Origin of the sequence: Kribbella soli (assembly GCF_004331345.1) — a bacterium.
In the GTDB taxonomy this organism is placed as follows: Bacteria; Actinomycetota; Actinomycetes; order Propionibacteriales; family Kribbellaceae; genus Kribbella; species Kribbella soli.
On record NZ_SJJZ01000004.1, the window covers coordinates 887,808 to 901,591 of the forward strand.

At 67.3% G+C, this 13,784-nt stretch carries 12 protein-coding genes; 8 read left to right on the plus strand and 4 right to left on the minus strand.

What is annotated here, in order from left to right; genetic code table 11:
- Window positions 1–76: 76 nt before the first annotated feature.
- On the plus strand, window positions 77–1,114 hold the full coding sequence (locus E0H45_RS35060; protein ID WP_131345428.1) for an aldo/keto reductase: 1,038 nt from the start codon (window positions 77–79) through the stop codon (window positions 1,112–1,114).
- Here the strand turns inward: E0H45_RS35060 and E0H45_RS35065 are convergent, their stop codons facing one another.
- Window positions 1,115–2,236 (minus strand): glycoside hydrolase family 75 protein, encoded by a 1,122-nt coding sequence (locus tag E0H45_RS35065; protein WP_131345429.1) that lies wholly within the window; start codon window positions 2,234–2,236, stop codon window positions 1,115–1,117. It lies immediately after the preceding gene.
- Between the two features lie 92 nt (window positions 2,237–2,328).
- Between E0H45_RS35065 and E0H45_RS35070 the strand changes: the two genes are divergently transcribed.
- The 6 genes from E0H45_RS35070 (at window position 2,329) to E0H45_RS35095 (ending at window position 8,732) form a co-directional block, all read left to right on the plus strand.
- A complete protein-coding gene (locus E0H45_RS35070; protein ID WP_131345431.1) occupies window positions 2,329–3,339 on the plus strand; it encodes a LacI family DNA-binding transcriptional regulator in 1,011 nt (336 codons plus the stop codon).
- Window positions 3,340–3,453: 114 nt separating this feature from the next.
- Entirely contained in the window at window positions 3,454–4,743 is a 1,290-nt protein-coding gene (locus E0H45_RS35075; RefSeq protein WP_131345433.1) for an extracellular solute-binding protein, read from the plus strand.
- Between the two features lie 11 nt (window positions 4,744–4,754).
- Window positions 4,755–5,696 (plus strand): carbohydrate ABC transporter permease, encoded by a 942-nt coding sequence (locus E0H45_RS35080; protein ID WP_131345435.1) that lies wholly within the window; start codon window positions 4,755–4,757, stop codon window positions 5,694–5,696.
- A complete protein-coding gene (locus tag E0H45_RS35085) occupies window positions 5,693–6,559 on the plus strand; it encodes a carbohydrate ABC transporter permease (protein WP_131345437.1) in 867 nt (288 codons plus the stop codon). Before E0H45_RS35080 ends, E0H45_RS35085 begins: the two co-directional genes overlap by 4 nt.
- Before the next feature lie 21 nt (window positions 6,560–6,580).
- A complete protein-coding gene (gene arfA, locus E0H45_RS35090; RefSeq protein WP_131345439.1) occupies window positions 6,581–8,080 on the plus strand; it encodes an arabinosylfuranosidase ArfA in 1,500 nt (499 codons plus the stop codon).
- A 25-nt stretch (window positions 8,081–8,105) separates the two neighbouring features.
- Window positions 8,106–8,732: a TMEM175 family protein gene (locus E0H45_RS35095; RefSeq protein ID WP_131345441.1), complete on the plus strand. Its 627-nt coding sequence runs from the start codon at window positions 8,106–8,108 to the stop codon at window positions 8,730–8,732.
- Here the strand turns inward: E0H45_RS35095 and E0H45_RS35100 are convergent.
- Window positions 8,707–9,159: a GNAT family N-acetyltransferase gene (locus E0H45_RS35100; RefSeq protein WP_131345443.1), complete on the minus strand. Its 453-nt coding sequence runs from the start codon at window positions 9,157–9,159 to the stop codon at window positions 8,707–8,709. The two genes, E0H45_RS35095 and E0H45_RS35100, sit on opposite strands and share 26 nt — an antisense overlap.
- Window positions 9,160–9,169: 10 nt before the next feature.
- Window positions 9,170–9,874 carry a siderophore-interacting protein gene (locus tag E0H45_RS35105; protein WP_131345452.1) on the minus strand — a complete coding sequence of 235 codons (705 nt, stop codon included), beginning with the start codon at window positions 9,872–9,874 and terminating at the stop codon, window positions 9,170–9,172.
- A gap of 89 nt (window positions 9,875–9,963) precedes the next feature.
- Here E0H45_RS35105 and E0H45_RS35110 point away from each other — a divergent pair, with 89 nt between their 5' ends.
- Entirely contained in the window at window positions 9,964–12,525 is a 2,562-nt protein-coding gene (locus E0H45_RS35110; protein WP_131345455.1) for a GNAT family N-acetyltransferase, read from the plus strand.
- A 368-nt stretch (window positions 12,526–12,893) separates the two neighbouring features.
- Here E0H45_RS35110 and E0H45_RS35115 read toward each other — a convergent pair whose 3' ends face one another.
- Entirely contained in the window at window positions 12,894–13,715 is an 822-nt protein-coding gene (locus tag E0H45_RS35115; protein WP_131345458.1) for an SAM-dependent methyltransferase, read from the minus strand.
- Between the last annotated feature and the right edge of the window lie 69 nt (window positions 13,716–13,784).

A 13,784-nucleotide genomic window follows, 5' to 3' on the forward strand; every position in this document is an offset into this window, starting at 1 on the left:
CTCAAAGTGGGGCTTGACCTAGAGAGCGGTCTAGCTCCTAGCGTGCGGGGCAGTCATCACAGAGGAGCTGGAGTTCATGCGCTATCGCACGCTGGGTGGGACCGGGATCGAGGTCAGTACGCACTGTCTCGGGGCGATGATGTTCGGGGCGGTCGGGAACCCGGATCACGACGACTGCGTCCGGATCATCCACGCCGCCCTGGACCAGGGGATCAACTTCGTCGACACCGCGGACATGTACTCCGCGGGCGAGTCCGAGACGATCGTCGGCAAGGCGCTGAAGGACCGCCGCGACGACGTCGTACTCGCAACCAAGGTGCACTTTCCGTTCACCGAGGGCCGGAACCGGAGCGGGAACTCGCGGCGCTGGATCACCCGCGCGGTCGAGGACAGCCTGCGCCGGCTCGATACCGACTGGATCGACCTCTATCAGATCCATCGGCCGGACCACACCACCGATATCGAGGAGACGCTGTGGGTGCTGAGTGACCTGGTCAGTGCGGGCAAGATCCGCGCGTTCGGGTGCTCGGCGTTCCCGGCGGAGGACATCGTCGAGGCGTACCACGTGTCGGACCGGCGCGGGTACGGGCGGTTCCGCACGAACCAGCCGCCGTACTCGATGATGGCCCGCGGCATCGAACGCTCGGTCCTCCCGACCAGCCGCCGGCTGGGGATGGGTGTGCTGACGTACAGCCCCCTCGCCTTCGGGTTCCTGTCCGGGAAGATCCGCAAGAACCAGCCGCTCGACCTGTCCGCCAGGGCCGCGCTCGCTCCCGACCGCTTCGACCAGGCGCTGCCCGCGAACGCGGCGAAGTACGACGCCGTCGAGCAACTGGTCGAAGTTGCCGACGGCATCGGTACGTCGCTGCCCGAACTGGCGATGGCCTTCGTCACCACGCATCCCGCGGTCACGTCGGTGATCTCAGGACCGCGCACGATGGAGCAACTCGAGGGCCTGCTCAAGGCCGCCGACCTGACGCTCGACGACAAGACCCTCGACCGGATCGACGAGATCGTCCCACCCGGCACCGACCTGTACCGCGCCGACGCCGCCTGGCAACCTCAGTCCCTCACCGACGTCACCCAGCGCCGCCGCGTCCTGTCCGACCGCTGACTACTTGCCACCTTGGAGGGAAGTCCAGGTCACGGGGCCTACAACGCCGTCGACTATCAGTTGTCTTGAGGTTTGGTAGTCCTTGGCTGCCGTTTCGGTCTGTGGACCGAACTGGCCGTCGATCGCGACCGTTCGGGCGAGGGCCGCGGTCAGTGAACGTTGGAGGCGGCTGACCGCTGCACCGGTCGAGTTGAGGCGCAGCGTCGGTTGATCGCCGGCGGCCAGCAGTGCGGTCCACGTCGACGCGCCGATCACACCGTCGGAGGGCAGCCCGACCCTGGTCTGGAAGGACTTGGTGGCATCGGCGGTCGCCGTGTCGAAGGTGCCGGACGGTTCGTTGGTGCCACCAAGGAGACACTGCGCGGCCTCGACCGCGGAACCGGTCGAGCCGGACTGGATCGTCGGGTACGACGTGAAGTCGAGGTTCGTACTCGCACACGTCTGGGTGCTGTTCACGAACGCGTTCGCGGCCGCCTCACCCTTGCTCACCGCATCGGCCGCGTTCTCGATCGGAACGGACGTGACGCCGGGGAACAGGATGTACGTGACGACCGCGCCGTCCACACCGCCGGACGCCGGGTCCGGATTGATCCCGAGCTGCTGCGCCAGTTTGTACGAGCCCTCGCCGACGATCCCGGTAGGACCCTGATCGCCGACGACGGCGTACGCGACCTTGTCCTGGTACACGACCGCGGCGACGGTCGCGCCGTCGATACCCGACGTACGGTAGTCCCAGATCGAGCTCGGCAGCGGTACGACGATGAACGGCAGGCCGGCCGAGTTCAGCGGGCGGCCGTCGGACTGCTGCCAGGACGTCTCCGGCTGGTACGACGGATCGGTGTTCTCGTTGCACTGCGTCGTCCGTTGCCCGTCGCAGTCGATGTCGAAGTCCGCGGTCCAGTGCACCGCGTCGCCGGACCGGCAGACCGCGGCGGTCTTGGATCCGCCGGAGTCGTGGGCGTACTTCCCGTTCGACACCTGCGACTCGCACGACGCCCTGGACCGGAGCTGGTCGGCGGTCGGACCGGCCTGCTCGTCGGCCTGGGAATGTCGCAGCGGAACCAGCAACGCGAGCCCGGTCAAAGCCAGGGCAAGGCAAACCACAATCGATCGGCGAACCATCGCAACCTCCGAGGGGCGGAACGGAAGATGAAGGTTTTCGCCCAATACAGTACAGATGACGGTTATTATTTGACAGCCCTTACGCTGAGGCCATGGCTGTGACGATGCGCGATGTCGCGCGCAAGGCCGGCGTGTCCCCGAAGACGGTCTCGAACGTGATGAACGGGTACCCGTACATCCGCGAGGAGACCCGGACCAAGGTGCTCGCGGCGATCGATGCCCTCGGCTACCGGATGAACCTCTCCGCCCGGAACCTCAAGTCCGGCCGGACCGGCGTGATCGGGCTGGCCGTTCCGGAGCTCAGCCTGCCGTACTTCGGTGAGCTCGCCGACCAGGTCATCATGGCCGCCGACGAGCACGGCCTGACCGTGATGATCGAGCAGACCGGCGCGGACCGCGACCGCGAGCTGACCGTCCTCGCCCGGCCCCGCGGCCACCTCGTGGACGGCCTGCTCTACAGCCCGCTCGGCCTGGGCCAGGAGGACATCGACCACCTGAAGGCCAATACGCCGATGGTGCTGCTCGGCGAGCGCATCTTCCACAGCCCGGTCGACCACGTCATGATCGACAACGTGGCCGGCACCAAGGCAGCGGTCGAGCACCTGCTGGCCCTTGGGCGCCGGCGGATCGCGGTCCTCGGCGTCCACCCCGGAGAGAAGGTCGGCACCGCGGCCATCCGGTACGGCGCGTACGCCGAAGCCCTCACCGCGCACGGCCTCCCGGTACCGGAGGAACTGGCGTTTCCGGCCGGCCGCTGGCACCGCTCAACAGGCGCCGAGGCAACCGAACGGCTACTCGCCTCCGGCCTGAAGTTCGACGCCCTCCTCGGCCTGAACGACACCCTCGCGCTCGGCGCGCTGCGGGTGCTCGCCCAGCGTGGCATCCGGGTCCCGGACGACGTCGCGGTGGCGGGCTTCGACAACATCGACGAAGCCAGCTACAGCACGCCGAGCCTGACCACGGTCGACCCCGGCCGCACGGAGATCGCGAAGAAGGCCGTCGACCTGCTGGTCCGGCGGATGGCCGGCGACGACTCCGACCACGAGGAGATCGCCGCCCGGTACGAGCTGCACGCGCGCGAGTCGACACTCGGCGTGCACTGAAATCGTGCACTGACCGAGCCCTGAGGTCTTGACGTCCAAGACAGCTCATGCGATCTTCTACACCGATGTAGTACACCGATGTAAATCCGTGCTCCGCTTCCGCCTGGAGGACAGATGCCCCCTGACCACGCCCCCTTCCGCCCGGGGCGTCGAGCAGTACTTGGTGGCCTGCTCGGCACCCTCGCCCTCACCGGCTGCGGCGCCCTCAACTCCAAGCCCAAGGTCCGCGAGTGGAACCTGTTCGGCGGCGGCGACGGCGCCCGCCTCCTGCAGATCCACCAGCAGTACGTCGCCGAGCACCCGGACGTCGCGTTCGAGGCGCACACGCTGGCCTGGGGTCCGCCGTTCTACACCAAGCTCGCGATGTCCGCGGCCGGTGGCCGGTCGCCCGAAGTGGCGACCCTGCACCTGTCCCGGCTGAAGGGCTTCAGCCCGACCACGATGCTGGACCCGATCCCGGTCGACCTGCTGAACGCAGCCGGAGTGCAGCAATCCGACTTCTTGCCGGCCACCTGGGACCGCTGCGTCGTCGACGGCAAGCTGTACGCCGTACCGCTCGACCAGCACCCGTTCGTTCTCTACTACAACACCGAGATCTGCAAGAAGGCCGGGCTGCTCGGCCCGGACGGAAAGATCAAGCCGGTCAAGGGCGTGACCCCGTTCCTCGACATGCTCCGCGCGGTCAAGGACGTCACCGGCAAGTACGCCGTCTCGGTCGACACCACCAGCCCGTGGCGGCTGTGGTACACGCTCTACGGCCAACTCGAGGGCGAGTTCTTCAACGAGGACAGCACGCAACTGGTGCTCGACGACGCGAAGGCGCTCGAGGCCCTGGACCTGATCGCGAAGCTCGCCAGTGAGGGGCTCACGCCCCGGTCGGCGAACTACGCGGCCCTGGTCGCCATGTTCACCAACGGAGACGCGGGCATGAGCTTCAACGGTGAGTGGGAGGTCACGACGTACCAGACCGCGAAGATGCCGTTCAGCATGGCGCCGTTCCCGGTCGTGTACGACGTGCCGAAGTTCCAGGGCGACTCGCACACCTTCGTGCTGCCGCACCAGGCCCACCGGAACGCCGACGACACGAAGGCGACGATCGAGTACATCGCCTGGATGCTGAAGCACAGCGTCGAATGGGCGGCCGGCGGCCACATCCCGGCGTACCAGCCGGTCGCGAAGAGCCCGGAGTACCTGGAACTCAAGCCGCAGGCGGAGTACCGAAGCACCGCTCCGAACGTGCTGTACGACCCGGATGCATGGTTCAGCGGTTCGGGGGCGCAGCTGGAGAACGAGTCCGCAGCGGCCTTCAGCGGAATCGCGGCCGGACAGATCACCCCGAAGGCTGCGCTCGCGCAGTTCAAGGCCGCCACCCAGAAGCTTCTCGACACCCCGTCCCCGGTCTAAGGAGGTCGGTCATGGCCGTAGAGACACCACCTCGCGTCACCCCCGGTACGCCGCCGACCGCGGCGAAGGCGGGCACCGAACAGCCGTGGAAGGAACGCTGGGGCGGGCTGTTCTTCGTGGCGCCGTTCCTGCTGCTGTTCGTCCTGTTCATGCTCTGGCCGATCGTCTCCGGCCTGTGGAACAGCTTCTTCAACACCAGCCTCGCCGGCGTCAAGCACGAGTTCCTCGGCCTGCAGAACTGGCGGGACCTGTTCGGTGACCCGGCCGTCTGGTCGTCGCTGAAGAACACCCTCGTCTTCACGGCGATGAGTACGCCGCCGCTGGTGATCATCGCGCTCGTGATGGCGCTGCTCGCCAACCGCAAAGGCCTGCTCGGCTGGCTCTTGCGGTTCTCGTACTTCGCTCCGTTCGTCCTGCCGGCCACCGTCGTGACCCTGATCTGGGTGTGGATCTACCAGCCCGGATTCGGCCTGGTGAACGGCCTGCTGACGGCCGGCGGATTCGCCGAGATCGACTGGCTGAACACCGAGAACCGGGCGATGCTCGCCGTGGTGATCACGACCGTCTGGTGGACGGTCGGGTTCAACTTCCTGCTCTATCTGGCCGCCCTGCAAGGGATTCCGGCCCAGGTCTACGAGGCTGCCGCGATCGACGGAGCGAACGGCCGGCAGCAACTGTTCCGGATCACGCTGCCGTTGCTGAGCCGCACGACCGGTCTGATCGTCGTACTGCAACTGGTGGCGTCGCTGAAGATCTTCGACCAGATCTACCTGATGACGACCGGCGGCCCGAACCACGCGACCCGGCCGATCATCATGTACATCTACGAGACCGGCTTCACCAGCTACCGGATCGGCTACGCGTCCGCGATCTCGTACCTGTTCTTCGCGATCATCGTGATCGTCGCGGTCGCACAGTTCAAACTGTTCTCCGGCCGAGGGGAGGCAGAATGACAACCGCGACCTTGCCTGCATCCACCAAGCCGAGCCGTCCGGTGCGCTGGACCTTCCCGAAGGCGGCGAGCGCTGTCGGCGCCGTGATCCTCGCCGTCATCTGGCTGATTCCGTTGCTCTGGGCCCTCGACACCTCGCTCAAGCCGGAGCCGGAGACGACCCGGGCTCCGATCACCTGGTTACCAGAGGCTCCGACCGCCGACGCGTACCGAAGCGTGATCGACCAAGGCGACCTGATCCGCTGGTTCTTCAACAGCACGATCGTCTCGGTCCTCGTGACGACGTTGACGCTGGTCGTGTCGGTCCTGGCGGCGTACGGCTTCTCCCGGACCAAGTTCCCGGGGCGCAAGGTGCTGTTCGGCCTGATCATCGCCGGCATCCTGGTGCCGCCGCAGGTGCTGATCGTGCCGTTGTTCCAGGAGATGACCGGGCTCGGCCTGGTCGACACGTACTGGGGCATGGTGCTGCCGCAGGTGGTCGCGCCGGTGATGGTGTTCGTGCTGAAGAAGTTCTTCGACGGCATCTCCCGCGACTACGAGGACGCCGCCCGGGTCGACGGCGCGTCCCGCTGGCGGATCGTCTGGAGCGTGATGGTCCCGATGTCGCGACCGATCCTCGTTGCCGTCGGCATCTTCACCTTCATCGGGGCCTGGAACAACTTCCTCTGGCCCTTCATCGTGACCACCGACCCGTCGATGATGACGATCCCGGTCGGCCTCGCCAACGTGCAGGGCTCGTACGGCCTGCGCTACGCCCAGATCATGGCCTCTGCGGTCCTGGGCGGTCTTCCCTTGCTGATCGTCTACGCCCTGTTCCAGCGCCACGTCGTCCGCGGTGTCGGCGACGCCGGAATCAAGGGCTAGACACAAGACAGGAGCAACCTGGTGCCCTCTGCCAATCTGACCATCGATCCGGCGTTCACGATCGCGCCCGTGAACCGCCGAACCTTCGGAACCTTCGTCGAGCACATGGGCCGGTGCGTCTACACCGGTATCTACGAGCCCGGCCATGCGACCGCCGACGAGGACGGTTTCCGCAAGGACGTCCTCGAACTGACCCGTGAGCTCGGCGTTTCCGTCGTCCGGTATCCCGGCGGAAACTTCGTTTCCGGCTACCGCTGGGAGGACGGCGTCGGCCCGCGCCCGGATCGGCCGCGGCGTCTCGACCTCGCCTGGCACAGTGTCGAGACGAACGAGTTCGGGCTGGACGAGTTCAGCCGCTGGTGTGTGAAAGCCGGCGTCGAGCCGATGATGGCGATCAACCTCGGGACCCGCGGGGTCCAGGAGGCGCTCGACCTGCTCGAGTACACGAACCATCCGGGCGGTACGACGTTGTCCGATCTGCGCGAGCAGCACGGCGCGTCGCCGTACGGGATCAAGCTGTGGTGCCTCGGCAACGAGCTGGACGGCCCGTGGCAGGTCGGGCACAAGACGCCGACGGAGTACGGACGGCTCGCGGCGGAGACCGCGCGGGCGATGCGGATGATCGATCGCGACCTGCAGCTGGTCGCGTGCGGCTCGTCGTCGTCGAAGATGCCGCTGTTCGGGACCTGGGAACGGGACGTGCTGCGGGAGACGTACGAGTTCGTCGAATACATCTCCTGCCACGCGTACTACGGCAACGACGACGGCGACACAGCCTCGTTCCTGGCGTCCGCGGTGGACATGGACCACTTCATCGAGTCCGTGGTGGCCACCGCCGACCACGTCGGCGCGGAACTCAAAAGCAGCAAGAAGATCGGCATCTCGTTCGACGAGTGGAACGTCTGGTACGGCGAGCGCTCCCGCCGCACCGACGGACCGGGCGACCAGTGGGAGGTGGCGCCGCGAAGGATCGAGGACGAGTACAACGTCACCGATGCGGTTGTGGTCGGCAACCTTCTGATCTCGCTGCTGCGGCACAGCGACCGGGTCGGCGTGGCGTGCCTCGCGCAGCTCGCGAACGTGATCGCGCCGATCATGACCGAGCCCGGCGGCGCCGCCTGGCGGCAGCCGACGTTCCACCCGTTCGCGATCACGTCCCGGCTCGCGGCCGGTCAGGTGCTGCGGGTGGAGACCGACTCGCCCGTCGTGACGACGGCGAAGCACGGCGACGTGTCCGCCGTCGACGCAGTCGCAACCTACGACGACGGCAAGCTCGCGGTCTTCGCGGTCAACCGGTCGACCGAAGGCCCGATCGAGGTCACGATCGACGTCAGCCGGAGCGGTGTGTCGACCATCGACGAGGCGGTGATCGTGCACGACGAGGACGGGCTGGCGACGAACACTGCCAACCACCCGGACCGCATTACCCCACAACAGGTCGACGCACAGCTGGTCGACGGCAAGCTGACGATTACGCTACCGGCGATCAGCTGGACAGCGCTTTCTCTGTCGACGAACTGACGAGGCTGGCTCAGACTGTGTCCCCGTGAGCACACAGTCCGACCTTGCCGAGACGAGTCGTCTCGAAGCTTTCAGTGACGGCGTCTTCGCGATCGCGATCACCCTCCTCGTCCTCGAACTCCGCAGTCCCGAGCTCGAGGAGGGTGAGCGGTTGTGGCCGGCGCTGCTGCACGAATGGCCGCAGTTCGCGGCGTACCTGACCAGCTTCGCGATCCTCGGCATCATGTGGGTCAACCATCACTCGATGTTCCGCCAGATCCAGCGCGCGGACCGCGGGCTGATGTTCCTCAACCTGTTGCTGCTGCTGTGGGTCACCCTGCTGCCGTTCCCGACCAGCATGTTCGCGGAGCACCTGGAAGACCACTCGATCAACGCCAACGTCGCCGCGGCCGTCTACAGCGCCAACCTGACCCTGGCCGCGATCGCGTTCAGCGCGATCTGGTGGCACGTGCTGCGCAAGCACCTGGTCGAGCACGACATGGACCGCGCCCAGATGCGGAAGTCGCTGATCAGGTACTCGTTCGGCACCGTGATCTACGGAGCCTGCATCGGGGTGTCGTTCGTCTCCGCCCAGCTGACCTTGTTGCTGGTCTTCCTGCTTGCGGTCTACTACGCGTTCGAGCAGGTCAGGACGCGCGGCGGAACTGCGTGACGTAGATGCCGGGGGCAACTTCTACCTCGCCGGCCGTGGCGTAGCCGCGGGACTTGTAGAGGTTGACGGCCGGGAGATTGGCCGAGCCCGTGGAGACCAGACTGACCGGTCGTGGTTCGATCCGGTCGAGATGGTCGAGGAGGGCTCGGCCGTGCCCGCGGCGGGCGTGCGCTGGGTCGACGATCAGGCGGGAGATCTCGACGGTGAGCTCGTCCGGCAGCTCGTAGGCGACCGCGCCGATGAGGTGCGTTCCGTCGTACCGGCCGAGCCAGAGTTCGGTCGAGGACATCAGGCCGTCGAGATCTTCCCGGAGCGGCGGGATGCCGTCGAAGCCGATCAGCTCGGCCTCCACGGCGTACGCGGCGTGCTGGATCGCCAGCAGTCGCTCGGCGAGAGCGCGGTCGGTCAGGTCGAGCGGCGTGATCACGAGCGCCAGATTACGCGGCCTTCCAGTAGCCGAGGGACTTCACCCGGTGCTTGGGAACGGCGAGGTCCTTGAGGACGTACGACGTGAGTTCACGGGTGGTCGCGGTGTCACACGCGATCCACACGAAGGTGCCCGCGGTGACGAGCTGCTGCAGATCGGCCTTCACCTGCTCGACCATCTGCGGCCGCGGAACCGTCCGGAGGTCGTGGTGGTCCTCGATCCGGAACGGGAGCTCGTCGTCGGTGTCGTGCGTGGTCTCGAACCAGATCGTGGCCGGCAGCTTCGGGGCGACCGCGAGCAGAGAGTTGATCGCGGGCAGCGACGCCGGGTCGCCGACCACCAGCATCCGCGGCGGCAGCGGATCCGGTACGTCGAACCCGGTCCCCTGCACCGTCGCCTCGATGGTGTCGCCGGGCTCGGCCTTGCGGGACCAGTCGCTCGCGCAGCCGTCGTGCAGCGCGAACTCCAGGCTGAACGTACCGGTCTCGACGTCCGGATCGACCAGCGTGTACGCGCGCTGGTGCGGCTTGCCGGCGTTGTCGAACCAGAGCCGCACCCACATCGTCGGGTGGACGCCGAGCGCCTGCAGCAGACCGCCGTCAATGAAGTGCACGCGGCGGTAGCGTTCGGTGACCTGTTCGGCACCGGTCACGGTGAAGGTGAAGTCCTTCCCCCGGAACAGCTTGAGCACAGCGCCTTCCCAGCCATGCCTCACGATGGACCTCCAGCGAGAATGCGGTTGTGGTGGCAGATTATTGCCGAGTAAGTTAGCGCAGCCTAACCTAACTGAAGTGGGGACCGTTTGTGAACGCGAGGGTGTTCCGGGATACGTACGGCGTACCGCACCTGCAAGCCGGGGATCCGCTCGCGTTGGTGTACCTGCAAGGGGTGAACGCCGCGCGGGACCGCGCCTGGCAGCTCGAGCTGGAGCGCCGGCGGTGCCTCGGGACGAGCGCGGGGTTCCTCGGGGCGGAGGCGGTCGCGTGGGACGTGTTCGCGCGGCAGGCGCGATTGGCGGACACGGCGCAGCGGTGTTTCGAGTCGCTCGACGACGAGACGCGCGAGTGGGTCACGGCGTACGTCGAGGGTGTGAACCATGCGCTGCCGGGTGGTGCCTTGCGCGCGCCCGAGTTCGCCGAGACCGGGCTGACGCTGCAGGAGTGGGAGCCGTGGGCGCCGCTCGGGATCTGGTTGGCTGTGCACATCCTGTTCGCCGGGTTCCCTTCTAAGCTCTGGCGCACCCATGTCGCAGAGCACCTCGGAGACTCGGCGCTGGAGCTGTTCTCGTCGGAGGGGCCACACGGGGCAGGGAGTAACGGGTGGTTGATCCCGGGGTCGCACACCGCCAGCGGTCAGGCGATTGTTGCGGGCGATCCACATCGGTACATCGAGAGCCCGGGCGTTTATCAGCAGATCCGGCTGACGTGCCCTGAGTACGACGTACTCGGGCTTGCGGTTCCTGGGATTCCGGGGCTCGCGCACTTCGGGCATACCGGCAGCGTCGCCTGGTCGATCACCAACGCGATGGCCGATTACCAGGACCTGTACGCCGAACAACTCCGCCGCACCGGTCCGGGCGTGGAAGCGCTGGGCCCGGACGGTTGGGAACCGGCTTCTCACCACACCGAGGTGGTAGAGGTCGCCGGAGCCGATCCCGTCGAGATCGAGGTGATCGAGACCGAGCGCGGCCCGATCATTCAGGAGGGAATCAGTCTTCGTTATCCGCCGCGTGTCACCGGGCGGCTTGGGTTCGAGGTGATGGGGCGGTTGCTGCGGGCAACCAGCGTTGCGGATGTCGACGCGGCTTTCGACGAGTGGGTTGAGCCGGTCAACGTCGTACTGGCGGCTGATACCGCGGGTGGGTTGCTCCATCGGACGGCCGGGGTCGTGCCTCGGCGGGCGCGGGAGAACAGGTTGCGCGTCGTACCGGCCTGGGAGGCTGGGTTCGGGTGGGACGGGTGGCACGAGATGCCGCGGGCGGACGTGGACGGCCCGGCGGTGATGGCCAACGCGCGCGGACTGGCGACGCCGTTGGGGGTCGAGTTCGCCGCGCCGCACCGCGCCGACCGGATCCGCGAACTCGTGGAAGCACGCACCGACTGGACGCTCGACGACATGCCGACCATCCATCGGGACACGTACCTCGGCTCGGCCGGCTCCGTCCTGGACCTGCTGACCGGCCTCGATGACCTGTCCTCACAAGCAGTTGCCCTCCGCACCGAACTGCTCGCCTGGGACCGTCACATGGACGCGACGAGTACGACGGCGTCGTCGTACGCCGCGATCCGCAAGGCGCTCGTCTCCCGTCTCACTGACCACTTCACGATGCTCGAGAACGCCGACGTCGCCGACATCTTCACCCCGTGGATGGACCCGCTGACGCACGTCTCGTACGCGCTCGAGAGCCTCCTCGCCACCGACTTGCTCCCGAACGTCAACGTGGAATGGCTGGCCCGCGAGGCGCTGGAAGAGGTCGCCGCCAACAGCCCGCGGCCGCCGTGGGGCGAGACCCACCAACTCACACCGCTGCACGCTTTGCGCGGTCCGGTGTTCGCGCCGGGCGAGGAGCCGTACGACCTCGGCCTCTCCGGCGACCACCACTGCGTGATGTCGACGTCGAGCCTGCCCGGGCTCACCGATGTCTGCATCCGCGCGTCCGCCGCCCGCTACGCCTGGGACCTCGCCGACCGCTCGGCCAGCCGATGGGTGGTGCCGCTCGGCGCATCCGGCGTACTCGGGGATCCGCATCACCACGACCAGTTGCCGTCGTGGTTGCGCGGTTCGCTCCTGCCCGCGGACGGTGCGGTGGTCCGGGAGGATCGCACGTACTCGGTCGCAGTCGACGGGTTCGGGACCGTGCGGATCGAGGAGGCGGATCCATCGCGCGACCTCGACCTGATCTACGAGTGGGTGACGGCGGAGCGGGCGGCGTTCTGGGGCATGGGCGCGTTGTCGCGGGACGAGATCGCGGCGACGTACCAGTTCCTGGACTCGGTGCCGACACATCACGTGTACGTCGTACGGCTGGACGACGTACCGGTCGCGCTACTGCAGACCTACGACCCGCAGGCGGATCCCGCGGGTGCGGCGTACGACGTCGCGGCCGGGGATCTCGGGGTACATCTGCTGATCGCGCCCGGCGAGGCACGCGACGGGTTCACGGGTCATCTGGTCAGCGCACTCGCCCGCTTCGCCTTCGGCCACCTCGGGCATCCGCGGATCGTGGTCGAGCCCGACATACGCAACACGCGGGCGATCGACCGTTTCCGCCGCAGTGGATTCGTCCTCGGCGCCGAAGCCAAGATCACCCAACCGGACGGCAGCACCAAGACCGCTCAGTTCGCGTTCCTCACCCGTCGGCACTGACCCGCGACCCATCCGCCGAGTCGTGGATCGTGGCTGGTTTTCACGACCACATTCCACGACTCGGCGGGTGACGTCGACCACCACCTCCGCGACGATCGGCGACGACTGTCAGCACCCGGAGTGCGCGTTCGTCCAGGTCCGGATCGAGAACCTGACGCCGAGGGCCAACTCCTCGTCCCCGACCAGTTCCCCCTGCAGCGCCGTAGGCCAACTCACCTGAGTAACCGTCCAGGGCCCCGAAGGCACCTACACCTCCAACAAGTTCTTCTGGAAATCCGACACCTGACCGGTGCCCGCCGGCAACTGTGGCCGACGGAAGGTTCTCCCGCTCTACAGCCCGACGCGTGGGGCTTATCCCCGAAGAACAGTTAGTTCTTGACCGCGAGTACTGCGGCGATGAGGCGTTGGTAGTCGGTGAGGTCGTCGGGGGCTTCTTCGTTGCGCCAGCTGACGGCGGGGACGATGCCGGGCTCGAGGACGGTGAAGCCTTCGCCGAAGAGGGCGCGGATCTGGGCGTCGGTGCGCCAGCGGCCGCGGCCCAGGGAGCCTTGGAGGACCCGCTCGAGTTCCTGGCTGCGGGGGTCGTTCTCGCTGCGGAAGTGGCTGATGAAGACGTGGCTGCCGGAGGCGATTCGGTCCTTCCAGAAGGCGACGATGCCGGCTGGGTCCTCGTCGTCGTTCACGTGGTGCAGGGTGGCGCTGAAGATCACGCCGACCGGCTGGCCGAAGTCGATCAGCCGCACGGTGTCCGGGTGCTCGAGGATCGCCTTCGGCTCCCGCAGGTCGGCCTGGATGACCGTGGTGTTGTCGTTCTCGGCGAGCAGCGCGCGGCCGTGCGCGAGCACGATCGGGTCGTTGTCGACGTACACGACCTTCGCGTCCGGCGCGTACCGCTGGGCGACCTGGTGCACGTTGTCCGCGGTCGGCAGCCCGCTGCCGAGATCGATGAACTGCCGGACCGGCGTCTTCGTGACGATCTCGCGGACCGCGCGGGTCAGCGCACCGCGGTTGTCGTACGCGATCACCCGGGATCCGGGCAGTTCGTTGATGAACCGGTCCCCGAACGCGCGGTCAACCGCGAAGTTGTCCTTGCCCCCGAGCAGGTAGTCGTATGTCCGGGCGATACTCGGCTTGGTCGTGTCGAAGCCCGGGAACGGTCCGCTCTCCGTCGGCTTGTCTGCGTCGGCCATCGCGCGGAATCCTTCCTTGTCGAGACAGCAGTCACTCTATGCGACACGGGAACTAGCTCGCCCTCGGCC

Excerpts from the sequence above, each read along its gene's own strand:
- E0H45_RS35060 (WP_131345428.1), top strand. The coding sequence starts at position 77 with ATGCGCTATCGCACGCTGGGTGGGACCGGGATCGAGGTCAGTACGCAC.
- E0H45_RS35065 (WP_131345429.1), bottom strand. The coding sequence starts at position 2,236 with ATGGTTCGCCGATCGATTGTGGTTTGCCTTGCCCTGGCTTTGACCGGG.
- E0H45_RS35070 (WP_131345431.1), top strand. The coding sequence starts at position 2,329 with ATGGCTGTGACGATGCGCGATGTCGCGCGCAAGGCCGGCGTGTCCCCG.
- E0H45_RS35075 (WP_131345433.1), top strand. The coding sequence starts at position 3,454 with ATGCCCCCTGACCACGCCCCCTTCCGCCCGGGGCGTCGAGCAGTACTT.
- E0H45_RS35080 (WP_131345435.1), top strand. The coding sequence starts at position 4,755 with ATGGCCGTAGAGACACCACCTCGCGTCACCCCCGGTACGCCGCCGACC.
- E0H45_RS35085 (WP_131345437.1), top strand. The coding sequence starts at position 5,693 with ATGACAACCGCGACCTTGCCTGCATCCACCAAGCCGAGCCGTCCGGTG.
- E0H45_RS35115 (WP_131345458.1), bottom strand. The coding sequence starts at position 13,715 with ATGGCCGACGCAGACAAGCCGACGGAGAGCGGACCGTTCCCGGGCTTC.